Consider the following 23,506-nt stretch of genomic DNA (forward strand, 5'->3'; position numbering starts at 1 on the left):
ATTGGCTATTTTCTTCGATATTCTTGGCTCCCCGAACTGGGTTCGAACCAGTGACCTGCGGATTAACAGTCATGAAAATCAGAGTTTTAATGAGATTTAATAAGACTAGGTGAGACAATAAAATCCTTTCAAAATCAAATGGTTATTGACGTATTTTGTTTTTTGTAGTCTCATTGAGTGGCATCTGATCTTCAGATTTTTCGGACACAGTTCGGACACGGATAAGCCATTCACTGCCCCCCAAGGCTTGGGCGCTCCGTACCGGCAAGGAAGCCAATCATGCCCGCTCTTACCTATCGTGCCATCGAAGCCTATAAGCCTAAGGACAAGTCGTACAGAATCACCATAGATCGTGGTGTGCAATTGCGGATTGCAGCTGACGGTCTGCGAACTGTCCTGGTTCGGTATACCGTTAAGGGTGCGAAGGATGAACGCCAATACACATTACCCCAGGAGTACGGGGACAGTCCGGGTCAGATCAAGCTGGCTGATGCTTGCGCAGAGGGGCAACGCATCCGGGCTCTGGCGCGTTCGGGAATTGACTGGCCGGCGGAAGAGGAAACCCGGTTGCTCGCCGAAGCCGAAGCGCAGCAGCAAGCCGCAGTCGATGCGCTGACGCTCAAGGAAGGCGTCAAGGAATATGTCGATAAAAAGTGCCGCGCTAAAGATGGTCTGCCGCTCAAATCACGCACCAAATCTGAATACATGAAGATGGTGGCACCAGGCAAGGTCGGCAAGAATGGCCGAAAGTTTGTAGATGGCGGATTGATGCCGCTGGCCCACATTCCTATGACGGCAATCACAGCGAAAGCCATTTGGGCTACCTATAACGATCTGTTGAAGCGTTCCAGGCGGCAGGCGGACTATTCCATGCAAGTCTTGCGAGCGGTTCTGCGATGGCATGGTATCCACATTTCCAACAGCCCATTGAGTCAAACCACAGCGGGACGTGATCGTATTGTGATTAAAGCGTCAAGTGGCGACCCGACGCCGATACCAGCAGAGAACCTGGGCGCCTGGTGGTTGGCGGCTTGCGCCAGCCCCCGCCGTGTGGCGGCGAACTACTACCGCTTCCAACTGCTCACGGGTTGCCGTGGTGTCGAAATCCTCGGCGCGAAGAAATATGATTACGAACCCATCAGAATACGGGACGTGAACCTCGAAACCGGCCGCATTCTGCTGATCGACACCAAGAACCGCAGCAACTACCTGCTGCTGTTGTCGCGGGAAGCATTGGCTATCGCCAAGGAGGCATGCGAAGGACGCGAACCCGGCGAGCCGCTGTTTTCCATTACAGATGCCCGCAAGACGCTGACCTGGATCAACAAGCAGGCAGGTACGACGGTGCAGGGACATGATATGCGTGCGACCTTCACGACGATTGCCGAAGAGCTGGTTTCGGGTGGCGTGCTCAAGCGGATGATTAACCACTCTACGAGCAATGATGTGACCCTGGGCCATTACGTCGGCAAGGGTGAGGCACAGTTGCGGGCTGGCTGGCAGATCGTGGCGGATTTCATCGTCAATACGGCTGCCGAGAAAACTGCCCGGCGCACTGCACCGGAAGCCATGCCTGTTTCGGATATCGCCGAAGACGCTTTGGCCGTGCTCCCCGAGCCCGCAGTGGAAGTAGCCTGATGCTGGGGTCACCCATGCCGGAAGTATCCATGCGTCTTATGGGCAACGGAGTGGCCGCATCATGAGGTGGATGAGCTACGTCGGGCAGGGATTCATTGAGGTCGGTGGTACTCGCTACGATCTTTCGCATATGCGTGGCCCGACCTTCGAATTGGCCATTGCAGCGACGGCCCGCTACCCGGCCCTGATATTGCGCATCGAAGTCGAGTTCACTTCGCATTGCGTGTCTTTTGGGCCGAAGGAAGGTGAAATCCTTGACTTTGACGTCTTAGGGCAGGATCGACGGATACTCGATCACCGTCAAGTTGCGCGGGCCTTCTGCTTCGACCGCTACCGCTGGTCGTTATCGTTGCCGGCGTTGGTGCGCACGCTGGATGGACATTTCTGCAACTTCACTGGGCAGGGAAACTGGCTGGTCATCCGTGCGATCGACGACCAAGGCCGGGAAGTGGACTATGAGATTTACTTCCGGTTGCGCCGGCAGGAAAGCAATGCACTGCGTATGGTGGTGGAAAGCGCCTATGTTCGCGCACCCGGTACGCCTGGCCCTGGTGTGCCGCATGAGCGAAAGGGCAGGATTCGTTTTCAGGTGATGGCGGCCAAGGTGTTTAGAGGGGAGCCGCTGCGCGACCCTAGCCATCATCGACGCTAGCAAAACGGACGCTGAAAAGGCGAAGCGCCGCTTATGCGGCGCTTCGTTTCGCGGGTGCTCTTCAATATCAGCACGGCTGAACCCTGTTTCCAGGGGGCAGATAGACACCTTTGCAGGCCCCAGTACATCCATCTGTGTATAAGCATACTCGTTTGTGGGCTAGCGGTCAAGATCATTATGCAAGTCTAATCATAGGGTTACGGCCAACAGGCGCTTGTCCATCCAATCGAATGCGTTGAGCGTCCCCGGTCAATGCCGGTCGCGGTTTTCCAGGTTCGCTAGTCAGCTCATCCCTGACGGGACGGACGATGTCCGCCTTGCACATCGCTGACGCCTGCGCGCTGCGCTTGCCAACCCCAACCGGCATGGTTTGCTGGCCGAGAGGGGCGGCTTGCTGTTCCCTTCACCGTATCACGACGTGCTCGCTGTCAAGGGCTGCGCATGCTGGCACGCTTGCGGCCTACGGCCGTCTGCGACCCCTGACTGCTTGCGCTGCGCCGTGCTGAACACGGTTCCGGGCAATTCCGCCCGAGTAACCGGAGCACGATCATGTTTCAACAGTCCCTTTCCTCTTTTGATTCCACGTTGCTGGTGCGTGACGCACAAGGCTGCTATCTACCGGCATCCAGCGATCAGATTCTTGAAGCGGCCCGTCAGGTCGTTGACCAGAAGATGACGCGCGGCACCGCTTTTTCCTCACCTGCGGTAGTCAAGGAGTACCTGACCACGAAACTGTCTGGCTTGGACGTGGAAGTGTTTGCTGTGCTGTTTCTGGACTCGCAGCATTGTTTGATCGAATACGTGGAGATGTTCCAGGGCACGCTCAACCAGACCTCGGTCTATCCGCGTGAAGTCGTCAGGGCGGCACTTGACCGTCATGCGGCCGCTGTGATCGTCTCGCATAATCACCCTAGCGGGGTGCCCGAGCCTAGCGCGGCGGACGAGGCGCTGACCGCACATCTGAAGCAGGCGCTGACGCTCATGGATATCCGCATGCTGGATCACATTGTTGTGGCCGGCCAGAAGACCACATCATTTGCTGAGCGGGGCTTGCTGTAAGGATGGGGGCTTCGGCCCCTTTCTGCTTATTGTCCAAGTTCGGCGCGAAGAGTTTTGTAGAAATGCTCTGTCGCGTTGAACTTATAGGGGACCGACCCAGAAGATCTAGACTCCATGCTCGCCGTGAGGCTTCGCTGCGATGTTGTACTTGAAACTTTAGCGTATTTATCAAGGTCAGCCATGGTTTGAAGGTATGGCCACTTCTTTAAATATTCTGGAATTGTTACGCCCCGTCCAAAGGTTGCGAGAGGATAGTCTTTTTCTGTGGCAACGCCAATCTCCCACGGCACCCACCATGATAGCTTGGTCGCTTCAGACACGATGGCCAATAATTGAGTGCATCGAGCCAATTCTGCTCTGACGTGACTCGCAATGTCTTCACCAAATTTAATCCCAGGATCTATGACGTCAAGGTAGCAATCTATACCATGTTTGGCTTTTAGGTGGCTTTGTACGCTTTTAGCAGTTTCTGAATCATGCTTTTGGTGAGATAAGAATATTTTCACTACTGAGAACCTTTGCATAAGAGCTTTTTATATGCGTTTCTTTTCAACTAGGCGACGATAGTGCTCGCCTAAAGCGGTAAGCCGGCAACTTTTACTTTGCATGGCGGCGTGCCACATATGAGGGGCATCTACGGGGACGACAAGATTTAGACGGTTATATCGTTGTAGGACAGCGAATTTTCTCGTGTTCTCCGGCACTGGTGCTGGCATGTCTGCGTCCCGTCCTTTCGATTCAGGCTCGAACGAGGGATCAAGTTCAAATTCATATCCTTGTCTTGGAAAGAGCTCCGTAAGCCGTCGTAGCTCATCAAGAGCGATGGGCGGTGAAACCTTGCGCAATGAGACGAACTGCCTCACATTCGTCTTAAAAATCGGACGTTGCTCCCAAGCCCCAAGAGATTGATCGACATGCGCGTAAATGCTACCTGGGGTAATGTCCCCAGTCAGATTGGATGCGCCTCCATGTAGCGCATCGACGAGCAGCGTTGTGAATACCCCTCTATCGTTTTCCTCTGTTGCGTATTGTTCGGCGGAAGATGCAGTAAGGATAGTCAGGCCTTCTGCCAAACTCGCAAGGTTTCCGGGAGCTGGCGGTGTACCGGCGATACCTGAGTGGCAACTATCAAGAATGATGATTTTGTTTCTGGATGGCGAGTTGTTGGCCATCGTCAGGACGTCGGAGAGGGATAGCCCCTCGTCACCACGCCGGGAGTCGGTTGCTAAAAGATATCCTCCTGTCGCTTCGATATGCCCATGACCGGCGAAATAAAATAACGCGATATCGGTTTGCGCTGTAAACAGGTCATTCACCCTGTCTTTCAGAAGTGAGCGATCAACTCGATCTGTTGGGCCTGTTCCAGTAAACATCCGGCAATCAAAATTAATTGACCCGTCACCGTGGCGTTCCAATACCGCTTTTACGGCATGAGCGTCATCAACACATCCATACAGAGAACCACCATGTTCGTAGTGATTGATGCCAACAATGAGAGCCATGCGCATGGTGCAATTTCCTCAAATATGAATTAAAGACTGTCGATGAAAGTCTTAATAGCGTCCCATGTCCATGTAACAGTGCGAACACCATCCAATGTTGTTCGGTCATCTGTATAGGCCCAGATACCTAAAACTTTCTTTCCTTCTTCGCGGGCACATGCAATTTCCCATTTTTGTCCACTTGAAGTTAGGGAGTTTTTGCTGACCAGAACTATTACGCCATCTGATCTGCGGATTCGAGTACGAACTTTCTCTTTCCACTCTGATGCATAGGCTTCCTTGACGGACATATCTATGTATTCAAAGGATGAGTTCGTATTGAGAGACTGGCCTTTGAGGAAGTCTCTTTGTCTCTCATCCTCGATTGAAAATGCTACGAAGATTACTTTTTTATCTGCCATGCCGTCCTCTTTTAGTCGTGCTGATGGGGTACATAGATTTTCCAGCAGGGAAATTTTTTATAACATCATAAGCCATGATGTTACATAAGAATTGCATTCTCTACCAATGTAGTCATGAGCTTCCAGACCACCAGCCCTCCATTTAGTTTTTGATGCACTTGAGTCGCTGTGCGTCTGCGCTTCGCGCACCGCGCTGCTTCGGGTTCGCTCGACGCTCATCCCTGACGGGACTGACATTGGTCAGCCCTGCACATCCCTGACGCCTACGGCCCGGCTCCCCGCTTCGGGCCTGCGCGCTTGTGCTTGCGTGCGGGCAGCACCATAGGATGGCCGTTGCCTGTCCAGCCATCTTTCCTGACTTCATCACCTTATCCGCGACTGTAGCCCGTGGCCGCGTGCCGTCAAGGCGCGCCAGGCCGTGTCCTCGGCTTCGCCTGCGGGCCGCACCTACCTGTCGCTTTCTTCCTTGACGGCCCACGTTCGTGGGCTCCTGACCGTCGCGGGCGACGAACTCAGGAAAGACGGTGGCAACGAGGCCGACCGGGTTCTTCGTGCCGACCGCACATTAAAAAGCCCAACAGCTTGGGCGGCCGAATCTTGGAATCCGGTGTGCGGTGAACAGCAAACTAATTTTTTATTTGTCAGGAGAAAGACCCATGCTTGCATCCCGTTTTGCTTCCCGCTCCCCTGTACTGCGTAGCGACTATCCGCTATCCGACGATCAAATCCGGGCCGTGGTGCCGTCCATCTATGCCGAGGCACCCCACGAAAGCCGTTCAGAACGCTACAGCTACATCCCCACGGCGGCGGTACTGACGGAACTACGGAAGGAAGGTTTTCAGCCCTTCATGGTGACGCAAACCCGCGTGCGTAACGAAGACCGGCGCGACCACACCAAACACATGATTCGCCTACGCCATGCCAATCAGGTCAACGACAGCATCGCCAACGAAATCATTCTTTTGAACTCGCACGATGGCACGAGCAGTTATCAGATGCTGGCCGGGGCATTTCGCTTTGTTTGCGCCAATGGGCTGGTATGCGGCGATACGGTGGCTGATGTACGCATTCCGCATAAAGGCGATGTGACCGGACACGTCATCGAAGGCGCTTATGAGGTATTGAGCGGCTTTGAACGGGCGCAGGAATCCCGCGAAGCCCTGCAGGCCATCACGCTGGACGAAGGCGAAGCGCAAATATTCGCCCGCGCCGCGCTGGCCTTGAAGTACGACGACCCGGACAAGCCTACACCCATCACCGAGAGCCAGATTCTCATGCCGCGCCGGTATGACGACCGCCGCCCGGATTTGTGGATGGCGTTTAACCGGGTGCAAGAAAACCTGACTAAAGGCGGTTTGCGTGGCCGCAGTGCCAACGGTCGCCGCCAAAGCACCCGCCCGGTGCAAGGCATTGATTCCGACATTCGCCTGAACCGTTCCCTGTGGCTGCTGGCCGAGGGCATGCGCCAACTCAAAGCCTGATCCCCCTTACGTGGCAGGGGCAGGCAGCCACCCTTGCCGCGTCTTTCATGGCTGCATTTTCACAAACCGAAAGGAATTTTCATCATGAACGCCATCAATCAAACCGAAACCCAAGCCATCGCCACGCAGGAAGCCGCCCCGGCGCAGAACCTGATTTTGGTGCCGCTGTCGCAGCTTCGCGCCTCAAAGCGCAACGTGCGCAAGACCGTAAGCCAGTCTATTGACGCGCTGGCAGCCAGCATCGCCCGTGTGGGGCTGCTGCAAAACCTGACCGTGACTCTCGCCCGCGACGGTGAGCATTACGAAGTCGTGGCCGGTGGCCGCAGGCTGGCCGCGCTAAAACTGTTGGCAAAGACCCGCCGCATCCCGAAAGATTGGGAAGTGCCATGCCTGCTGGTGTTGGATGTCAACGCCCGTACCGTGAGCTTGACCGAGAACGTGCAACGTGAAGCCATGCACCCCGCAGACCAGTTTGAAGCGTTCGCCGCGCTGGTGATGGAGGGCCGACCCATCGAAGACATTGCAGCGGACTTTAGCGTCACGCCCTTGGTGGTGCAGCGGCGCTTGAAACTGGCGAACGTCTCGCCGCGCCTGTTGGCTGATTACCGCGCCGATACCGTGAACCTTGAGCAGTTGATGGCGCTTGCCATCACTGACGACCATACGGCGCAGGAAGCCGCGTTTTATGAAGCGCCGGAATGGCAGCGCCAGCCCCACGCCTTGCGTGATCGGCTGACCGAACGGGAAATTGACGCAGGCCATGCGCTGGTGCGTTTCGTCGGGCTGGACGCCTACGAAGCCGCAGGCGGCGGCGTTCGTCGTGATCTGTTTGCGCAAGACGATACCGGCGTCTACGTGACCGATGCCACGCTGCTGGAAACGCTGGTGCGCGAGAAGCTGGACGGCCACGCCGCAACTGTGAAGACCGAGGGTTGGGCGTGGGTGGATGCCACACTCACCGCCACCTATGCCGATCTGCAAGCCTTTCAGCGCGCCCCGCGCGAGCGGCGCAATCCTACCAAGCGGGAAAGCGACCGTATCGAAAAGCTGGAAACCAAGATGCAGGCCATCGGCGAAGCGCTGGATGCGGCACTGGAAGAGGATGAGGAGGGAAAGGCCGAAGCCTTGCAGGAGAAAGGCGATAACGTGGGCGAACAATTGCAGGCGCTGGAAGATCGCTTGCTGGACTACGCCCCGAACGTCAGAGCCGCCGCCGGGGCTATCGTCACGCTTGATCGACAAGGCCAGATTGTTGTGCATCGCGGCCTGATGCGGGAAGCCGAAGCCCGCGCGTTGCATACCTTGGAACGACTGCGGCAGGGCTTCACCGGCGAGGACGGCGAGAACGACGACGGTGAAGATGACGACCAGCCCAAGGCCGCTGCCATGTCCGACCGGCTGGCGCAGCGTTTGAGCGCTCATCGTACCGCCGCGCTGCAAATCGAACTGGCGCAGCATCCGCAAGCAGCGCTGGCGGCAGTGGTGCATGGCATGGTGCAGACCGTCTTGCAGCGTGACCGCTATCAACGCGACAGCATGCCGTTAGGCGTGAGCTTGACCGTGCAAGATCGGCTGGAAGGCATGGCCCCAGACTGGCCGGAGTCGCCCGCCGCCGTGGCCTTGACCGAGTTGCAAAGGATCGCAGGCGAAGCCTTGTCTCAGGATAGCGCCAAATTATTCGCTGCCTTGCTGGCAAAGCCGCAGGATGAACTGCTGGCGCTGTTGGCGGTATGCGCGGCGGCGACTGTGGATGTTGTCACGACTCGCGCCACATCGCATCAACCGGGGGCGGAACTGGCGCAAGCCGTGGGGTTGGATATGGCCGCATGGTGGCAGCCCACCTTTGAGGGCTACTTCAAGCATGTTTCCAAGGCCATGATTCTGGACGCTGTGGGCGAGTTCGCGCCTGACCACGTTTCCCGGCTGGCGAAACTCAAGAAGGCCGAGATTGCCAGCGAAGCGGAACGGCTGGTGGACGGTACGGGCTGGATGCCTGTTATTTTCCGGGTGGAAGGTTCGCAGGATACAAACCTCGAAACCGAAACCGAAACCGAAACCGAAACCGAAACCGAAACCGAAACCGACAAATCGGCTGATGCACTAGCCGCATAACCTTGACGATAGGCAAGCGCCCCGGTTCTAGCCGGGGCGCTTCGCTGTCCAGTCAGCATTGGCCCCAAAGCCCTTACGCCTTGGGGCCAATGGTCAAAATCCGGGCGCTGCGTAGCCGCGCCCGGTGACAATTCTAAATATCAGTCGGTCATCGCCTTCGCGGTGATCCAGTAGTGGTGAAACAGCCGCGCACTGCAATCTAGGCTCGATCAGTGCCTGCTCTATCAGGGATGCGCCAATACTTGGTTCCTGCTTAACATACGATGCTATATAATATACCCCCCTAGGTTATATTTCATTGTTGATCCTCATGTCCCATACATCACGCCAGAAAGACAAGCTGATCGCCCGCGTCCGTCGAATCAAAGGGCAGTTGGGAGGCATTGAACGCGCTTTGGATTCGGAAGCGGCATGTGTGGAAGTACTGCGTCAGATCGCATCCGTGCGCGGTGCAGTCAATGGGTTGACGGCAGAGGTGATGGAAGATCACTTACGCGAACACGTCCTAGCGGTCGAAACAGACAGGGAGCGCAATCAAGGCGGCGAGGAAATGGTTGAGGTCATCCGCGCTTACATGAAATGACGCCTCAGCACACGAACTTACGACATACAGGACCCCTGATGACAACGAACACCATCCCGGTCTCGGGCCACGATCACCTCTTCCTCGGCAACGACCACCAGCGTAATGAGCGCAAAGTATGGCTGGTGATCGCTCTCACGGCCAGCATGATGCTGGTGGAAATCATTGCCGGTAATATCTATGGCTCCATGGCGCTGGTGGCCGACGGGTGGCATATGTCCACCCATGCCGGTGCGATGCTGATCGCCGCACTGGCCTATCGCTTTGCGCGCAGGCACGCAGGAGATCCGCGTTTTTCCTTCGGTACGGGGAAACTCGGCGATCTGGCCGGTTTTGCCAGCGCCGTGCTGCTGGCCTTAATTGCCTTGCTGATTGGCTGGGAAAGCTTGGTGCGGCTCAGTCAACCCATTCGTATCGATTTTAATCAAGCCATCGCCGTGGCGGTGGTGGGGCTGATTGTTAATCTGGTTTGTGCCTGGTTGCTGAAAGACGAGCATAGCCATCATGGGCATCACCACGGCCACCATCACGACCATGATCACCACCACAGCCACGAGAATCCTCATGCTTCGGGCAAGGGCCGCGACAACAATCTGCGCGCTGCATACTTGCATGTGTTGGCCGATGCCCTGACTTCCGTGCTGGCGATCATTGCGCTACTGGTCGGCCGCAACTATGGCTGGACATGGGCCGACCCGGCCATGGGTGTGGTCGGCGCACTGGTGATTGCCCGCTGGTCATGGGGGCTGATACGCGACTCCGGCAGCGTACTGCTTGATGCAACGGTTGAAAGTGGGCAAGTGCAGCGGGAAATTCGGGAAACGATGGCGTCAACGGGCAGCCAGATCACAGATCTACACGTCTGGCAGGTCGGGCCCGGCCATTTTGCAGCGATTGTTTCGTTGATAGCCCCAGAACCTCAGGAACCCGCGCACTACAAGGCGGTGCTTGCACATATTCATGAGTTGTCACACGTCACAATCGAAGTACAGCACAAGGCCGTATGAACGTCGGAGCGACGCTGAAAGCTTGGGCCAAGCGGATCAAGCGTGATGGCGTGACGCTATGGTTTGCGGGAAAGCATCCTCTGACACCATGGTATGCCAAAGCCCTGGGTCTATTTGTGGTCGCCTATGCGCTGAGCCCCATCGACCTGATTCCAGACTTCATCCCTGTGCTGGGCTATCTCGATGACGTGATCCTGCTACCTGTCCTGATCTGGTTGACCGTCAAGCTGCTGCCGTCGGAAGTGCTGGCGAAATGCCGAATCCAGGCCGACGAATGGATGCAAACGGAAGATGCCAAGCCAAGAAGCCGATTCGGAGCAGTGCTGATTGTGGCGCTATGGCTGGCGGCAGGTACGGCATTGTGGTTCTGGATTGAGCCGCCTATGTAGGCTGTCTTTGATCGTGCATTGATCAGCCAGAGCGTGTCGGCGCCAGCGCCGCTGTGGGCGACGCTGGCGGTCAAGTTAGCCGCCCATCGCTGCTCTGGATAAATACCGACCCATCTAGGCGGGTGGCACAGACCACAAGGTCTGTCATAATAATTTCACTGGTTATACACAGGCTTGCACACAGAATCTGTGGATAACCTGAGCGTGTCGGCGCAATGCGCCGCCGGGCTTTCGGGCTGCGCCCCGTGCCAGCCTTGCCGTCACGGCCATTCGGCTTCAATCCCTCACGCCTTCGCGCCGGCAGCGCTGCGCGCTGCGCTTGCCATAAAAAAACGAAGCCCCACCAAAAGGCGGTGCGGGTAGTGCTACGCCTGGGTTTGCTGCGGCAGGTTGCCTGTAAGCGTGCCGTCCCCGATGCTGGCGGTTCCTAGTATGGACGTCACGAGGGGCGGTTCACCGACACGCCGCCCGGCCTTCGCTTATGGAGCTTTCACACCGCGCCTTTCATCCAGCGCCGCAGCAAGCGGCGGGAGCGTTTGCGCTCATGGTTGGGCGGCTGAATCTTGCCCGCGTCAGGGCTCATACCGGAAACGCCGTCTTGCGCAGATACCGATTCCGCCATGTCTCCTTTGCAAAATGGTCGGCCTGTGCGTCCTTGTCTTGTCGTGAATCCTGGCGTGGGGCGGCTGCGCCTTGGGACTATTGGCCGAAACCGTCCAGCACAAACAATTTCCCCGCCGCTGGCGCGGCTTCCTCGCGAGACAAATTCTTTGTGCTTCCCGGCCCTTCACGTTGTTACGGCCGCTTGCGCGGTGCGCCCAGCCCACCCCCGCCGACCGGATCACAACAAGGACGCACTGGCGCGACCTTGATTACCCTGAAAGGAGTATCACCATGGCTACTATCGGCACCTTCACCGCAGACAACAACGGCTACACCGGCACACTGCGCACCCTGACACTCAACGTCAAGGTCAAGCTGGTACCCAACGACAAGGGGGAAAACGACAAAGCCCCTGACTTCCGCCTGCAGGCGGCGGGCAATGACATCGGCGCGGCGTGGCAGAAAACCAGCGAGGCCGGGCGGGAGTACCTGTCCGTGACCCTGGATGACCCCTCGTTCCCGGCCACGGTCTATGCTCGCCTGATCGAAAACGAGGACGGCACGCACGACCTGCTGTGGTCGCGCAGCAAGCCGCAAGCGGCTTAAACACTACGCCCCGCCTTTTGGCGGGGCGCATGTCCACCCAATAGCCTATTGCGGCATGGCCGCGTTAGCGCTTACCTTCGGTGAGCTGATCTTCTGTTGCGGTCATTAGCACTGCGGTGCTGCATTCCAGCGCACTGGCGATCTTGAAGATAATCGCCAGTGTGGGCATGTGCTCGCCGCGCTCGATCTTGCCCAGGTGGGAGCGCTCGATGCCGGCCAGGTTCGCCAGCGTTTCCTGGGCGATGCCGCGTTCCGTGCGCAGCGCACGCGCCGCCATGCCGAAGGCTTGCGCCAATTCGGCATCGAAGGTGGTGGCGCCGAGAGGTCGGCCGCGCTGGATGGATCGCTTCTGCATAGACAGAAGGTTCGTTTGACGGCACAATTAAAACCACGTTATCTTTAACTCATTCATTCCAAATTCATCTTCTTTTTGTGTAATGACGGAAATACGTATTGGCGTATTAACTTAAAATCGGAGAACCGCAATCGTGCTTTCTATGACTTACGCAAAAGCGACATTACGTATGCACGCTTTCACGAATTCGATGCAAGCCACCTTTGTGGGTCTGCACAAAAATACGAAGACGGATCAGCGGCTTTCCGCTTGGGCAGGTAAGCGCCTTTTCGCATTAACGGCTTTATTGGCAGTACAAACGTGAACAACCCGCTCATCACCGATGAAGAACGCGAGCAACTGCTTGTTAATGGACGCGCCCGCGCCGTTGGCCAGGCCATCGACCCGCTGCCGGTGGTGCGGCTTTTTACGCCGGACGCTCACGTGACCTGGTTACTTACCGAACTCGATCCCGAAGATGGCGACACGGCCTACGGGCTGATCGACTTAGGGATAGGCATGCCGGACGTGGGAACGGTGCAGCTTTCCGCTTTGGCATCCATTGTCGGGCCACGCAAACAGCCCGTGATGCGAGACCGCTATTTCCAGGCGGCACGCCCGCTATCGGAATATGTCCGTCTGGCGCAGGAAAACGGTTCGAACATCGATTGATGGGGGTGGATATGGTCGGCTGCGACTGAAGCGCGCACTCCATCCAAACCCGGCGCATTGAGACTATTTCCGTCATATTCAAGACCCGTTCGGTCTGAATCAAGAGTCTTGCAGAAAAGTGCAGCGGCCCAGACTTAAACAGTCATGATCTTTTGCGCGGAATACGGCATGGTGGTTAATGCTGCATGCTGAGGTTGCAGCGGTGCTGTCGTCGCATTCAGATGATCTGTGCAACGGTTAAGATCCAATCGAACTTGATATTTTCAGTTTCATTTTACTTGATTAGCAATCAAATCTTAACGTATTGAAACCGAATGGTGTTCGTTTCGTTCATGGCGACGCGCCCGTTAAATCAAGGGGGGTTGCGTTATGGCAGATTCAAGCACCAATTCCTGGTATCCGACCGCCGCGTATCTCTACGTACTTCATCTCGACCGCCACGCGCTGGCCTGGGAATACCTGCGCCGTCATCCCGATTACCAGCAGGACTGGCTGCGCCGTATCCGTCGGCCACAAGCGGCGCAGCGCTGGGGCTTGCGCCTGCTCGAAGATCCGGCCCTGGATGCGCGTGAGGCGCATCCGATCTGGTTCCCCGACCATCATAGCGTTCAGCTTTACCCGGACGCTGACCCCTTGCCAGACGCTGTGCTGTTCAGGCTTTGGAACCTTCCCGGCCAGAAGCATCTAATTCACGATGGCAAGCGTTTGGTGCTGTGGGTACGCTGGCCGGGCGGCTGCTTGCGGTTCGCGCTTGCATCCGGTCTGGCAGATGGCATGGCCTACGTCTATGCCATACGCTTCAGCGCGATGTCTGGCGCATGCGCTCAAGCGCTCATCGTCGAACTGAACAAGTTGGCCCTGGTCGACGATGCCGTACCGATTGCAGCGGTGCGACCGCGACCGACCTTGTCAGCCTTGCAAGAGCTGCACACTTTGCAGGCGCTCGATGCGACCCGGGCTGGAGCGTCTTTGCGCGAGGTGGCCGAGGGGCTGTTCGGCGTGGATGCCGTCGTGGCCGACTGGCACGCCGACAGCGCCTTGCGCGCCCGTGTGCGACGGCTTGTGCGCCGGGGCGAGGTGCTAATGCGTGGTGGCTACCGCCGCCTGGCACAGCTTGCGGCGCTTCCGTTGGCTTAAGGAAGGACGTTTCGCGTTGCCTGCAAAACGTCCCTGAGCAAGCGCCCCATCTTTCTTGAGACTACCTCCATCCGGTCGCGTTGTGTGGCCGGGCGTTCTCAACCGATGGAGGTTCACCCTATGCGACCCGCTCCCTTACGGCCTGCCGCTGCACCCATTGCCGCGTCCGCACAGCCCCAACGCTACCTGACCAACGATGAAGCCGCCAATTACCTGCGGCTGTCGCCGCGCACGCTGGAGAAGCAACGCGTGATCGGCGGAGGGCCGAAGTTTCGTAAGTTCGGTCGGCGCGTTATGTACGCGGTGGCCGACCTCGATACCTGGGCTGATGCGCGCAGTTACGAAGCTACGTCCGACCCCGAGTACGCCGAGCGCCATGCGGGTGACTACCGTGATGGCCGTTGAACGTCGGCGCGCGCCAGGCCATCGCCATGTCTCGCCTCGGGCTGTCATCAGGACAGCGGACAGCGCAATTGGAACAACTCGACTTGTTCTACGCGCTGCCAGGCGAGGACTTGGCACCGCGCGACGCCCAGGACCTGATGGCCTATCCGTTCTTCTCGTTGGCCAAATCGCGGCGCATCGCACCGATCGACTTTCGCAGCGGCAATATCACCATCCGCGTGGAGGGCACGGCCGAACACGGTATTGCCACGATCTGGGATGCCGACATCCTGATTTGGGCCGCCAGCCAGATCGTGCAGGCCAGGGATGCGGGCATCCAGCCATCGCGCAGAATGCAGGCCACGCCCTACGAGATACTGCGCTTTATTGGGCGAGGCAAATCCTTGCGCGACTATCAACGTCTCAAGGCCGCGCTGGACCGTCTGCAATCGACCACGGTGGCCACGTCCATCCGCGAAACCACGGGGCGGCGGTTGCATCGTTTTTCCTGGATCAACGAGTGGAAGGAACTGGCCGACGCCAGCGGCACGCCACTGGGCATCGAACTGATCCTGCCGGATTGGTTCTATGCCGGTGTGCTCGACGCCGCCCTAGTGCTGACCATCGACCCAGCGTATTTCCAACTGACTGGTGGTATCGAACGCTGGCTGTACCGGCTGGTGCGCAAGCATGGCGGCAAGCAGGAGTACGGCTGGCAGTTCGACTTCCGGCACCTGCACCGCAAGTCGGGAAGCAGCAGCCGCTTCTCGGATTTTGCCTACGACTTGCGTGCTCTGGTGAACAAGCAATCCTTGCCAGGCTACGAACTGGGCATTGTGTGCATCCCGAAGGACAAGAAGGAATTGCTAACGTTCCGGCCCGTGCCGCCTACAGCACGGGGATAACCCTGGGGATAACTCCGGGACAACCTGTGAATAGTGTCGTGCTATCAGGAGTAAGGGGTATCGTGCTATCGGGAGTACGGCTATCGTGCTATCAGGAGTACGAAACCGCCGGAGAACCAATAACGGCGCGGGTTTTCGCGCCCCCTAACATTACTAACTTTAACACTCTAACTTATAGTAAAGCAGCACTGTTGCGGTGGATAACGGCCGAAAAACAAAAAGTACCCCAACCCCGACGGCAAAAACACCCCAAAAACCAACCCCGTTCAGCAGGACAAAAACAGGCCAGCTTTCCAGATCGGAGGGCTGTGCCATGATCATTGCCTTGCTCAACCAGAAAGGCGGCGTAGGCAAGACCACGCTCGCCACGCATATCGCCGGGGAACTGGCCCTACGCGGCCAGCACGTCATTCTGCTGGATGCCGACCCGCAGGGTTCATCACTGGACTGGACGCAGCGCAGAAGCCAGCAAGGACTGCCAAGGCTGTTCAGCGCCGTGGGTCTGGCCAGGGAAACCCTGCATCAGGAAGCGCCAGAACTCGCCAGGCGGGCTGATCACGTTGTTATTGATGGCCCACCCCGGATTGCTGCCCTGGCACGCTCCGCGCTGCTGGCGGCTGATTGCGTGTTGATTCCGGTGCAACCGAGCCCCTACGACCTGTGGGCTAGCGCCGAGATGGTGGCGCTGATCCGCGAAGCGCAGGTATTCCGGCCCCAACTTGTTGCTGCCTTTGTCATCAACCGGCGCGTCAGCACCACGGTGATTGGGCGTGAGGCACGCCAGGCGCTGGCCGACCAGCCGCTGCCTGCACTGCGTAGCGAAGTACGTCAGCGCATCGTTTTTGCCGACAGCGTGGCTGCTGGTCGGCTTGCCAGGGAAGCCGCCCCGGACAGCGCCGCTGCGCGGGAAATCACGGCGCTGGTCGATGAGCTGCTGCGGTGGTCGCCATGAGCAGTGACAACGACAAACCGTCCGACAAACGTGCGGGCAAGCGCATCGGCATCGGCGCACGTCCACCCGCGAATCCGCACGCCGAAGCGTGGATTCGCCAGGGCGATACCACCGAAATCCCGAAAGGCGACCGTTACACGGCCCGTCTGACCCTCGACGTGACACCCGCTATGCGGGCGCGCATCAAGGTCTTGGCCTTCACGCAAGGCGTAACGGTGGCCGAGCTGCTGCGTGGGCTGCTGGAACGCGAGTTCCCGGAGAACACACCATGACTGCACACCCACCCACACAGCCGCTGACAGAGACGGCTGCGCCTTCATCGTTGTTTGCGGCGCTGGCCGACCAGGCCGACAACGTGCCATTGACCCGCGTTTCGTTGGCTTACATCGACCAGCGTTTCAACCTCTATCTGCGCTTTGGCGAACCGGCGCGCACGCTCCAGCTCGACCGCTGGCGGCGCTGCGCCGTGTTCCTGCCCGCGTCCGTGTTCTGCCGTGTGCGTTGGCAGGCCAATGACTACGGCACCACGCGCTGGCAACTCATGGTGATGCAGGCTTGCACGCCGCTGGACGCGGTGCAGCGCATCCCAGGCGTGCAGCCTGGTGCACGCCTGCTGCTGCATGTGGAGGGCGAAAAGAAGCTACGCGCCATGTTGGCAAAGATTGACGCCATCGAGGCGCTGGGCATTGCCGCCATCGACGTGTCGCCCGCGTACTGGCGCACGCTGGGCAACCGTATGACGGCTCGCCTGTCACTGCCGGAGTACACCGCCGAGCGACATGCCGCCTGGCTGGCTGGGAGGGAATTGCAATGACAGTCGAATCTCGTTCACGCTCGCGTGTTCGCATCGTGCTGGCCGTTCTGTCCGCCTGCAGCCTCGCTGCGCTGGCCTGGGCGTCCTTCGTGCCGCCTGCGGCGCACCTCATCTACAACCCATCCGACAGTGTTCCGGTCGGCTGGTATCGCATCCGACCGACAGGCCCGACGCGCATTGGCAGCATCGTGCTGGCCCGGCTTCCGGCAGACGTGGCCGCACTCGCTGCGCAGCGCGGCTACCTGCCATCGCACATCCCGCTGCTCAAACGTGTGGGCGCGGTCGCGCCACAACATGTCTGCATCGTGGACGGCCAGGTACGCATCGACGGCGTGCCGGTGGCCGCCGTACTGCCTGCCGACCGCATGGGCCGGTCGCTGCCATTTTGGCCGCAATGTCGCCCGCTAGCCGACGGCGAATTGTTTCTGTTGAGCACAACCAATCCGGCGTCGTTCGACAGCCGCTACTTCGGGCCGATCCAGACATCCGCTGTGATAGGCACCGCGCAGCCCATCTACCTGGAGAAGCAACCATGACCTTGATCGACTTCTGGCCTCGCTGGCCCGTTGGCTTTCGTCTTTCATGCAGCATGTCCATCGCATTGTCGCCTGTCGTTGACGTGCTATCAGGCGTACCGATGGCCATGCGTTCGCCGTGTCGCCATGTGCGCAGTGCGAGCGTATCCGCGCTGCACTCTCGCGTGCATTCCCCTGTGCAGACCGCGTGTTCCGAACGCGCCATGCCTGCGGCATGGTGGGCGTTCGCCGGTCGGCAGGCTGCGCCCTGCGCTGCACCGCCGGGGCATCGCATTCCCGTGCTGTCAGGCCGGGAAAAGATGCAGGGCAAGATAAAAGGTCGCGGCACGTTGTTGCGCGAAAAAACAGTCTGCACGTGGGGGCGGCGCGGCACGCGCCGGTTGCGGCACCGTGCCGCGTGGATCGCCAATGCCTTGTCGGCATTGAGCCAAGCGCGTGCCTCGCACGCTTGGCTGCGACAGCCTTGGATGGGGGTAGCGCATGAACCGCAACGATGATGACCGTTTTCGCATCCGCCCAGGGGCGCCCAAGCAGCGCGGCGACGCCTTCATCAGCCAGGTGCTGCGCCAGACGAGCAAAGCGGGCGCAAAAGTTGCCAAGGCGGGCAACCGTCCTGGTGCTCGGCTGGGGCGTGGTCACGTTGCGGCGCGCTTTACCGGCGCGACACTGACTGCGGGTTCCCGGCGCGTCACCATCAAAACCCGACTGGTCAATCTCGCCAAGGCAGCCGCGCGTTCGACCGTCACGCATCTGCGTTATATCGAGCGCGAAGGCGTGGGCCGCGACGGCGAGCCGGGCAAAGCCTACGACCCCATGACCGACGATGCTGATTTGTCTGCCTTTGAGGAACGGGGCCGGAAGGATCGGCACCAATTCCGCTTCATCGTCTCGCCCGAGGACGCCGAACAGCTCGATGATCTGCGTACCTATACTCGCCACCTGATGGCACGCATGGAAGCCGACCTGGGCACCCGCCTTGAATGGGTAGCCGTCGATCACTGGAACACCGACAACCCGCACACCCACATCGTCCTTCGCGGAAAGGATGACACCGGCAAAGATCTCATCATTTCCCGTGACTACATCGCCCAGGGTATGCGCGAACGGGCCTCGGAACTGGCAACTGAGTGGCTGGGGCCGCGTACTGAGTTGGAGATCCAGCGCAGCATGACCCGCGAAGTCGATCAGGAGCGATGGACGGGGCTGGATCGCACCTTGCAGCGCGAGGCCGTGGAGGGTTTGGTGCGCACCGAACGGCTGGAGAGAGAACCCCGCCTGCAACGTCAACGCCTGTTACTGGTAGGCCGCCTGCAACGCTTACAGCGCATGGGACTGGCGAGCGAGATGCAGACCGGGGTCTGGACTGTCCATGCCGATGCGGAACCCACGCTGCGGGCGATGAGCGAGCGCGGCGACATCATCCGTACCATGCAGCGGGCCATGAGCGGTAAACAGCGCGACCTGACCGTGTTCCAGCCCGGCGAGGATGGCCGTTCCATCATTGGCCGCGTGGCTGGCAAAGGATTGGCCGACGAACTCTACGACAAGGGCTATCTGATCGTGGATGGCACCGATGGCAAAGCCCACTATGTTGCGCTGCCGCCGCGCACGGAACTGGAGCAGTACCCGACTGGCGCCGTGGTGGAAATCAAAGGTTCAAGCGCTCCACGAGCCGCAGACAAGACCATCGCGGCAATGGCCGTTAATGGTATCTACCGAACCGATCATCACCTGGCGGTTGCCAAGGCCCAATCGCATCCCGGACGTGATCCGAGCGAGGAGGTCGAAGCTCATGTGCGACGGCTGGAAGCCCTGCGCCGCGCTGGCCTGGTGGAAAGGCAGGCCGAAGGCGTCTGGCACGTGCCGCAAGACTTGCCCGAGCGAGGCCGTCAGTATGACGCGCAGCGCCTGGGAGGCGGTGTGTCGGTGGAACTGAAATCGCATTTACCAATAGAGCGGCAGGCTCGCGTGTTCGGCGCTACGTGGCTGGATCAGCAATTGATTGGTGGCGGCAAGGGGCTGGGCGACATGGGCTTTGGCAGTGAGGTTAACGAGGCACTGCAACAGCGTGGCGATTTTCTGGCCGAACAGGGATTGGCTGAGAAGCGTGGGCAGCGGATCGTTCTGGCGCGCAACCTGCTGGCGACGCTGCGCAACCGCGAGCTGGCACGAACCGCGCAGGGCATTGCCGCCGATACTGGCCTGGAGCACCGTCCTGTCACGGATGGCCAGCGCGTGACCGGTATCTACCGACGCAGCGTCATGCTCGCCAGTGGGCGTTACGCGATGCTTGATGACGACATGGGGTTCAGCCTGGTGCCCTGGAAGCCGGTGATCGAGCAACGGCTGGGGCAGCAGCTTGCTGCGACCATGCGCGGTAGTGGTGTGTCTTGGGACATTGGGCGGCATCGTGGATTGTCGGTGGAGTAGCCTGGTGCACCACCATATCGCGAGGACATAGCCGAAAACTGGGCTATGTTCATTTCCGACCGAAAACCTTACAAGGTCGCCCGGGACATACTTAATCACTACGGTTTGTCGATGAGCAGGATCTTTGTGGTGTCCCTGCAGGAGAAGTGCGGCGAGTGAGTCTAAGGGCCGCTGCATCCTGGCGTGGCTGTTAAATCAGGAATTGCGACCAATAGAAAACTACCTTATAGTTGTCACTGACAACTTAATAGGAGATCGCCATGTCTACCGGTGATTCACTGACACGTGATGCGAAGGACTTGCATGAAGCGCTTAACGATCTCATACGCGTCTATCAATTTCGAGATCGCGGCCATATTTGTTGCTACGACGTGTCGGTAACGCAGTGCTATGCGTTGGAAACACTGGTCAAGCAAGGCTCGTTACGGCTTCAATCGCTAGCCGAAGAAATGTACCTAGATAAAAGTACAGCCAGTCGAGTTGTTAATGCTTTGGAGCGTAAGGGATATGTCGTTCGCGTTGAAGACGCTGAAGACCGCCGCGCTATCAGGGTCCAATCGACTGCAGCCGGCAAGGAACTTTACAGAGCGATCCGATCCGACTTGGTTGCAGAGGAGCGCACCATGATTGAAAACCTCTCCCCAGAAATGCGTCAAGCTTCGCTGACGCTGATCAGGCAGTTGGCACGGGCTGCGGAAGCGCGATGCGGTGCACGAGTTAATAGCTTACTTGACGCTGCCCCGGATCCGGCATGACGAGTGCCTTACTGTTAGAGGTCATGTAATCAAGGCATTTTTTTGCGCTAAAAGTTGTCACTACCAACTTATGTATCGTTAAATTCAATTAGGAGTATTTAATGAGCCAAATCCAGTATCCCGTCGCAGTTATTGGCGCTGGTCCCATTGGGCTTGCTGCCGCAGCACATTTGTTGAGCAGGGGCCTTATCCCAATTGTTTTTGAAGCTGGCGAGAAGGCTGGCGCTAGCATCAATGAGTGGGGTCATGTAAAGATGTTTTCTCCGTGGCGCTTTAATATCGACAACGAAGCGAAACGTTTATTGATGATGAATGGCTGGACGGAACCGCCACCCGACGTATATCCAACTGGGCACGAGTTGCTGGCTCAGTACATTCAACCCTTGTCTGAACTGCCTGAAATTAAGCCGTATTTGCATTTGAACAGCCGTGTTGTAGCGGTAAGCAAGGCGGAGCACGACGTCATGAAAACCCAAGGCCGTCACGCCGCTCCCTTTTTATTGCGTGTTGCTGACCCTGATGGAGAGCGCGACGTGCTGGCCAGTGCGGTGATCGATGCTTCCGGGACTTACGCGACACCTAATTGGCTGGGGGCTAACGGCATTCCGGCTTTAGGCGAGAAAGATAATAGTGAATATATCGCTTACGGCATTCCTGATGTCCTGGGTAGTGCGCGTCAGCGCTATAGCAACCGGCGTGTCCTCGTGATAGGTGGGGGGCATTCTGCGTTTAATGCCCTGCAGGATCTTGTTGCGCTCGCAGAAGTATCCCCCGGCACTCGCGTGTTTTGGGCAATCCGAGGTACTTCGTTAGAACGCATCCTCGGAGGAGGTGAGAACGATCAACTGGAACAGCGGGGGAAGCTGGGTTTGAAGATACGTCAACTCGTGGCCGATGGTGCAATCGAGATTTATCAAGACATTAGGGTCAACGAGGTTGTTGCGTCGCCACAGGGGCTTGTCGTGCACAGTAAGGAACAGAATCTGCCACCGATGGATGAAATCATCGTCGCCACTGGCTTTAGGCCCAACTTGCGACTACTGGGCGAGCTACGCCTGGCGCTCGACCCCGCGACCGGCAGCCCCGTTGCGCTGGCGCCCTTAATTGATCCCAATGAACACAGTTGCGGGACGGTTCGCCCTCATGGCGCCCAAGAATTGGGGCATCCCGACGAGGGGGTGTTCATTGTCGGCATGAAAAGCTATGGTAGGGCGCCTACGTTTCTGATGCTGACCGGTTACGAACAAGTGCGCTCGATCGCGGCTGCGTTGGCTGGCGATTGGGAGTCTGCGCAAAAATCCGAATTGATTCTGCCTGAAACCGGCGTGTGCAACACCGACTTTGCCAGTCCGGTTGCGCAACCCGCGTGTTGTCGGCCGGCGACTGCTTGTGCCTCTTTAGGTGCTCAAGAACTATAAGGTATAACAACCATGGCAGAGCAAAGTCATAAGCAAGAGGCGGGAAACATATTGACTGCTACTAATGAGAAAACCTGTGATGTGCTTATCGTGGGTGGCGGTCAGTCTGCATTGGCTGGTGCCTACTTTCTAAGGCGTACCTCTTTAAGCGTGGTGCTTTTGGATAGCGGCCATGCACCGGGCGGGGCATGGGTTCATGGTTGGAATTCCCTGCATCTATTTTCTCCTGCTCAGTGGAGTTCTCTACCGGGTTGGGGCATGCCGGTGGTAGACGGTTATCCGACACGCGATGACGTTGTTCGGTACCTGGCCCAGTACGAAAAGCGCTACGAATTTTCGATAGAGCGGCCAGTGTCGGTGACGGAAGTTCTCCGTGAAAATGGCGGCTTTATTGTGCATACGGATCGCGGCGTGTGGCGCGCGCGTGCGGTTATCAGTGCGACGGGCACCTGGAGCCACCCCTTTATTCCGGCCTACCCCAATCAAGCCTTTTATGCCGGATTGCAACTACATTCGGCGCACTACCGCAACGCAGCGCCATTTCGTGGCAAGAAGGTGCTCGTCATAGGAGGCGGAAATTCGGGCGCGCAGATTCTAGCGGAGGTGTCATGTGTGGCCAAGACCACGTGGGTGACGCAGACTGAGCCGATCTTTCTGCCCGACGATGTGGATGGTCGCGTATTGTTCGAAAGGGCAACCGCCAAATGGAAGGCACAGCAAGAAGGGCGCATATTGCAAGATCCGCCTGGTGGCTTAGGCGATGTGGTCATGGTGGAGCCCGTGAAAGCGGCGCGCGCCCGTGATGCACTCAAGGCGGTGCACCCATTTCGGGAATTCACGGACCGGGGTGTGATCTGGCAGGATGGATCGCACACCACATTCGATGCGGTCATTTGGTGTACCGGATTTCGCCCGGCATTGCAGCATCTCAGATCGTTAGGCATTGTTGACGCAGATGGAAAAGTTGCTCTTTCTGGAACTCAATCAGTAGCGGTGCCGGGTTTATGGTTGGTGGGTTATGGCGAATGGACCGGTTTTGCTTCCGCGACCCTGGTCGGCGTCATGCGTTACGCCAAAGCGACGATGCTTGAGGTCGCTGACGCTCTGCAAGATGAAACGCTTACACAACCGTGAAG

At 58.2% G+C, this 23,506-nt stretch carries 28 protein-coding genes; 22 read left to right on the forward strand and 6 right to left on the reverse strand.

From position 1 onward, the window contains the following. Nucleotides 1-279: 279 nt before the first annotated feature. From V0R37_RS12045 to V0R37_RS12055, 3 genes are all read left to right on the forward strand, one after another. Complete coding sequence (locus V0R37_RS12045; protein WP_420374754.1) at nt 280-1,638, forward strand: tyrosine-type recombinase/integrase; 1,359 nt, start codon at nt 280-282, stop codon at nt 1,636-1,638. Between the two features lie 70 nt (nt 1,639-1,708). Then, on the forward strand, nt 1,709-2,290 hold the full coding sequence (locus V0R37_RS12050; protein ID WP_420374755.1) for a hypothetical protein: 582 nt from the start codon (nt 1,709-1,711) through the stop codon (nt 2,288-2,290). 549 nt (nt 2,291-2,839) lie between these two features. Then, nucleotides 2,840-3,349, forward strand: coding sequence for a JAB domain-containing protein (locus V0R37_RS12055; RefSeq protein WP_420374756.1), 510 nt, complete (start codon nt 2,840-2,842; stop codon nt 3,347-3,349). Between the two features lie 26 nt (nt 3,350-3,375). On the opposite strand, the gene V0R37_RS12060 is transcribed toward V0R37_RS12055, so the two are convergent. Genes V0R37_RS12060 through V0R37_RS12070 form a run of 3 tightly spaced genes read right to left on the reverse strand, consistent with a single transcriptional unit; the run spans nt 3,376 to nt 5,252 of the window. After that, nucleotides 3,376-3,855, reverse strand: coding sequence for a toll/interleukin-1 receptor domain-containing protein (locus tag V0R37_RS12060; RefSeq protein WP_420374757.1), 480 nt, complete (start codon nt 3,853-3,855; stop codon nt 3,376-3,378). A gap of 27 nt (nt 3,856-3,882) precedes the next feature. Further along, complete coding sequence (locus V0R37_RS12065; protein ID WP_420374758.1) at nt 3,883-4,857, reverse strand: caspase family protein; 975 nt, start codon at nt 4,855-4,857, stop codon at nt 3,883-3,885. Between the two features lie 23 nt (nt 4,858-4,880). Then, a complete protein-coding gene (locus V0R37_RS12070) occupies nt 4,881-5,252 on the reverse strand; it encodes a TIR domain-containing protein (RefSeq protein WP_420374759.1) in 372 nt (123 codons plus the stop codon). Between the two features lie 656 nt (nt 5,253-5,908). On the opposite strand from V0R37_RS12070, the gene V0R37_RS12075 reads away from it, so the two are divergent. The 5 genes from V0R37_RS12075 (at nt 5,909) to V0R37_RS12095 (ending at nt 10,824) form a co-directional block, all read left to right on the forward strand. After that, a complete protein-coding gene (locus tag V0R37_RS12075; protein ID WP_420374760.1) occupies nt 5,909-6,733 on the forward strand; it encodes a DUF932 domain-containing protein in 825 nt (274 codons plus the stop codon). A gap of 84 nt (nt 6,734-6,817) precedes the next feature. Beyond that, on the forward strand, nt 6,818-8,845 hold the full coding sequence (locus V0R37_RS12080) for a ParB/RepB/Spo0J family partition protein (protein WP_420374761.1): 2,028 nt from the start codon (nt 6,818-6,820) through the stop codon (nt 8,843-8,845). A 310-nt stretch (nt 8,846-9,155) separates the two neighbouring features. Next, nucleotides 9,156-9,428, forward strand: a complete 273-nt coding sequence (locus tag V0R37_RS12085) for a metal/formaldehyde-sensitive transcriptional repressor (RefSeq protein ID WP_420374762.1) — start codon at nt 9,156-9,158, stop codon at nt 9,426-9,428. Between the two features lie 38 nt (nt 9,429-9,466). After that, a complete protein-coding gene (dmeF, locus tag V0R37_RS12090) occupies nt 9,467-10,435 on the forward strand; it encodes a CDF family Co(II)/Ni(II) efflux transporter DmeF (protein ID WP_420374763.1) in 969 nt (322 codons plus the stop codon). Further along, nucleotides 10,432-10,824, forward strand: coding sequence for a YkvA family protein (locus V0R37_RS12095; protein ID WP_420374764.1), 393 nt, complete (start codon nt 10,432-10,434; stop codon nt 10,822-10,824). The genes dmeF and V0R37_RS12095 overlap by 4 nt, the downstream gene beginning before the upstream one ends. 490 nt (nt 10,825-11,314) lie before the next feature. Here V0R37_RS12095 and V0R37_RS12100 read toward each other — a convergent pair whose 3' ends face one another. After that, nucleotides 11,315-11,446, reverse strand: a complete 132-nt coding sequence (locus V0R37_RS12100) for a hypothetical protein (RefSeq protein ID WP_420374765.1) — start codon at nt 11,444-11,446, stop codon at nt 11,315-11,317. Between the two features lie 272 nt (nt 11,447-11,718). Here V0R37_RS12100 and V0R37_RS12105 point away from each other — a divergent pair, with 272 nt between their 5' ends. Next, on the forward strand, nt 11,719-12,033 hold the full coding sequence (locus tag V0R37_RS12105; RefSeq protein WP_420374766.1) for a DUF736 domain-containing protein: 315 nt from the start codon (nt 11,719-11,721) through the stop codon (nt 12,031-12,033). Nucleotides 12,034-12,097: 64 nt separating this feature from the next. Here the strand turns inward: V0R37_RS12105 and V0R37_RS12110 are convergent, their stop codons facing one another. Further along, the gene (locus V0R37_RS12110; protein ID WP_420374767.1) at nt 12,098-12,388 is read right to left on the reverse strand and encodes a helix-turn-helix domain-containing protein; all 291 of its coding nucleotides are present in this window, start codon (nt 12,386-12,388) and stop codon (nt 12,098-12,100) included. A gap of 300 nt (nt 12,389-12,688) precedes the next feature. Here V0R37_RS12110 and V0R37_RS12115 point away from each other — a divergent pair, with 300 nt between their 5' ends. The 4 genes from V0R37_RS12115 to V0R37_RS12130 all read left to right on the forward strand — a co-directional run bounded on the left by V0R37_RS12115 (nt 12,689) and on the right by V0R37_RS12130 (nt 15,465). Next, nucleotides 12,689-13,039, forward strand: a complete 351-nt coding sequence (locus tag V0R37_RS12115; protein ID WP_420374768.1) for a DUF2958 domain-containing protein — start codon at nt 12,689-12,691, stop codon at nt 13,037-13,039. Between the two features lie 369 nt (nt 13,040-13,408). After that, the gene (locus V0R37_RS12120; protein ID WP_420374769.1) at nt 13,409-14,176 is read left to right on the forward strand and encodes a DUF7011 domain-containing protein; all 768 of its coding nucleotides are present in this window, start codon (nt 13,409-13,411) and stop codon (nt 14,174-14,176) included. A gap of 120 nt (nt 14,177-14,296) precedes the next feature. Further along, nucleotides 14,297-14,581 carry a helix-turn-helix domain-containing protein gene (locus V0R37_RS12125; RefSeq protein WP_420374770.1) on the forward strand — a complete coding sequence of 95 codons (285 nt, stop codon included), beginning with the start codon at nt 14,297-14,299 and terminating at the stop codon, nt 14,579-14,581. A 26-nt stretch (nt 14,582-14,607) separates the two neighbouring features. After that, on the forward strand, nt 14,608-15,465 hold the full coding sequence (locus tag V0R37_RS12130) for a replication initiator protein A (protein ID WP_420374771.1): 858 nt from the start codon (nt 14,608-14,610) through the stop codon (nt 15,463-15,465). 159 nt (nt 15,466-15,624) lie between these two features. Here V0R37_RS12130 and V0R37_RS12135 read toward each other — a convergent pair whose 3' ends face one another. Continuing rightward, nucleotides 15,625-15,780, reverse strand: a complete 156-nt coding sequence (locus V0R37_RS12135) for a hypothetical protein (protein WP_420374772.1) — start codon at nt 15,778-15,780, stop codon at nt 15,625-15,627. Here V0R37_RS12135 and parA point away from each other — a divergent pair. The 9 genes from parA (at nt 15,779) to V0R37_RS12180 (ending at nt 23,504) form a co-directional block, all read left to right on the forward strand. Next, nucleotides 15,779-16,417, forward strand: coding sequence for a ParA family partition ATPase (parA, locus tag V0R37_RS12140; RefSeq protein ID WP_420374773.1), 639 nt, complete (start codon nt 15,779-15,781; stop codon nt 16,415-16,417). The genes V0R37_RS12135 and parA overlap by 2 nt on opposite strands. Beyond that, complete coding sequence (locus tag V0R37_RS12145; protein ID WP_420374774.1) at nt 16,414-16,689, forward strand: chromosome partitioning protein ParB; 276 nt, start codon at nt 16,414-16,416, stop codon at nt 16,687-16,689. Before parA ends, V0R37_RS12145 begins: the two co-directional genes overlap by 4 nt. Nucleotides 16,690-16,712: 23 nt before the next feature. Beyond that, nucleotides 16,713-17,231: a DUF2840 domain-containing protein gene (locus V0R37_RS12150; protein WP_489685804.1), complete on the forward strand. Its 519-nt coding sequence runs from the start codon at nt 16,713-16,715 to the stop codon at nt 17,229-17,231. Then, nucleotides 17,228-17,767, forward strand: a complete 540-nt coding sequence (locus V0R37_RS12155; RefSeq protein WP_420374776.1) for a S26 family signal peptidase — start codon at nt 17,228-17,230, stop codon at nt 17,765-17,767. The genes V0R37_RS12150 and V0R37_RS12155 overlap by 4 nt, the downstream gene beginning before the upstream one ends. After that, nucleotides 17,764-18,264 (forward strand): hypothetical protein, encoded by a 501-nt coding sequence (locus tag V0R37_RS12160; RefSeq protein ID WP_420374777.1) that lies wholly within the window; start codon nt 17,764-17,766, stop codon nt 18,262-18,264. Before V0R37_RS12155 ends, V0R37_RS12160 begins: the two co-directional genes overlap by 4 nt. Then, on the forward strand, nt 18,248-20,197 hold the full coding sequence (locus tag V0R37_RS12165; protein WP_420374778.1) for a DUF3363 domain-containing protein: 1,950 nt from the start codon (nt 18,248-18,250) through the stop codon (nt 20,195-20,197). Before V0R37_RS12160 ends, V0R37_RS12165 begins: the two co-directional genes overlap by 17 nt. A gap of 260 nt (nt 20,198-20,457) precedes the next feature. Next, entirely contained in the window at nt 20,458-20,952 is a 495-nt protein-coding gene (locus V0R37_RS12170; RefSeq protein ID WP_420374779.1) for a MarR family winged helix-turn-helix transcriptional regulator, read from the forward strand. 101 nt (nt 20,953-21,053) lie between these two features. Continuing rightward, nucleotides 21,054-22,370 (forward strand): NAD(P)-binding domain-containing protein, encoded by a 1,317-nt coding sequence (locus V0R37_RS12175; RefSeq protein WP_420374780.1) that lies wholly within the window; start codon nt 21,054-21,056, stop codon nt 22,368-22,370. Between the two features lie 12 nt (nt 22,371-22,382). Continuing rightward, nucleotides 22,383-23,504, forward strand: coding sequence for an ArsO family NAD(P)H-dependent flavin-containing monooxygenase (locus V0R37_RS12180; protein ID WP_420374781.1), 1,122 nt, complete (start codon nt 22,383-22,385; stop codon nt 23,502-23,504). Nucleotides 23,505-23,506: the final 2 nt, after the last annotated feature.

It is taken from the genome of Pollutimonas rozaliensis (assembly GCF_048751585.1).
Lineage (GTDB): Bacteria > Pseudomonadota > Gammaproteobacteria > Burkholderiales > Burkholderiaceae_B.

Excerpts from the sequence above, each read along its gene's own strand:
- V0R37_RS12045 (WP_420374754.1), top strand. The coding sequence starts at position 280 with ATGCCCGCTCTTACCTATCGTGCCATCGAAGCCTATAAGCCTAAGGAC.
- V0R37_RS12050 (WP_420374755.1), top strand. The coding sequence starts at position 1,709 with ATGAGCTACGTCGGGCAGGGATTCATTGAGGTCGGTGGTACTCGCTAC.
- V0R37_RS12055 (WP_420374756.1), top strand. The coding sequence starts at position 2,840 with ATGTTTCAACAGTCCCTTTCCTCTTTTGATTCCACGTTGCTGGTGCGT.
- V0R37_RS12065 (WP_420374758.1), bottom strand. The coding sequence starts at position 4,857 with ATGCGCATGGCTCTCATTGTTGGCATCAATCACTACGAACATGGTGGT.
- V0R37_RS12070 (WP_420374759.1), bottom strand. The coding sequence starts at position 5,252 with ATGGCAGATAAAAAAGTAATCTTCGTAGCATTTTCAATCGAGGATGAG.
- V0R37_RS12075 (WP_420374760.1), top strand. The coding sequence starts at position 5,909 with ATGCTTGCATCCCGTTTTGCTTCCCGCTCCCCTGTACTGCGTAGCGAC.
- V0R37_RS12080 (WP_420374761.1), top strand. The coding sequence starts at position 6,818 with ATGAACGCCATCAATCAAACCGAAACCCAAGCCATCGCCACGCAGGAA.
- V0R37_RS12085 (WP_420374762.1), top strand. The coding sequence starts at position 9,156 with ATGTCCCATACATCACGCCAGAAAGACAAGCTGATCGCCCGCGTCCGT.
- dmeF (WP_420374763.1), top strand. The coding sequence starts at position 9,467 with ATGACAACGAACACCATCCCGGTCTCGGGCCACGATCACCTCTTCCTC.
- V0R37_RS12095 (WP_420374764.1), top strand. The coding sequence starts at position 10,432 with ATGAACGTCGGAGCGACGCTGAAAGCTTGGGCCAAGCGGATCAAGCGT.
- V0R37_RS12100 (WP_420374765.1), bottom strand. The coding sequence starts at position 11,446 with ATGGCGGAATCGGTATCTGCGCAAGACGGCGTTTCCGGTATGAGCCCT.
- V0R37_RS12105 (WP_420374766.1), top strand. The coding sequence starts at position 11,719 with ATGGCTACTATCGGCACCTTCACCGCAGACAACAACGGCTACACCGGC.
- V0R37_RS12110 (WP_420374767.1), bottom strand. The coding sequence starts at position 12,388 with ATGCAGAAGCGATCCATCCAGCGCGGCCGACCTCTCGGCGCCACCACC.
- V0R37_RS12120 (WP_420374769.1), top strand. The coding sequence starts at position 13,409 with ATGGCAGATTCAAGCACCAATTCCTGGTATCCGACCGCCGCGTATCTC.
- V0R37_RS12125 (WP_420374770.1), top strand. The coding sequence starts at position 14,297 with ATGCGACCCGCTCCCTTACGGCCTGCCGCTGCACCCATTGCCGCGTCC.
- V0R37_RS12130 (WP_420374771.1), top strand. The coding sequence starts at position 14,608 with ATGTCTCGCCTCGGGCTGTCATCAGGACAGCGGACAGCGCAATTGGAA.
- parA (WP_420374773.1), top strand. The coding sequence starts at position 15,779 with ATGATCATTGCCTTGCTCAACCAGAAAGGCGGCGTAGGCAAGACCACG.
- V0R37_RS12135 (WP_420374772.1), bottom strand. The coding sequence starts at position 15,780 with ATGGCACAGCCCTCCGATCTGGAAAGCTGGCCTGTTTTTGTCCTGCTG.
- V0R37_RS12145 (WP_420374774.1), top strand. The coding sequence starts at position 16,414 with ATGAGCAGTGACAACGACAAACCGTCCGACAAACGTGCGGGCAAGCGC.
- V0R37_RS12155 (WP_420374776.1), top strand. The coding sequence starts at position 17,228 with ATGACAGTCGAATCTCGTTCACGCTCGCGTGTTCGCATCGTGCTGGCC.
- V0R37_RS12160 (WP_420374777.1), top strand. The coding sequence starts at position 17,764 with ATGACCTTGATCGACTTCTGGCCTCGCTGGCCCGTTGGCTTTCGTCTT.
- V0R37_RS12165 (WP_420374778.1), top strand. The coding sequence starts at position 18,248 with ATGAACCGCAACGATGATGACCGTTTTCGCATCCGCCCAGGGGCGCCC.
- V0R37_RS12170 (WP_420374779.1), top strand. The coding sequence starts at position 20,458 with ATGTCTACCGGTGATTCACTGACACGTGATGCGAAGGACTTGCATGAA.
- V0R37_RS12175 (WP_420374780.1), top strand. The coding sequence starts at position 21,054 with ATGAGCCAAATCCAGTATCCCGTCGCAGTTATTGGCGCTGGTCCCATT.
- V0R37_RS12180 (WP_420374781.1), top strand. The coding sequence starts at position 22,383 with ATGGCAGAGCAAAGTCATAAGCAAGAGGCGGGAAACATATTGACTGCT.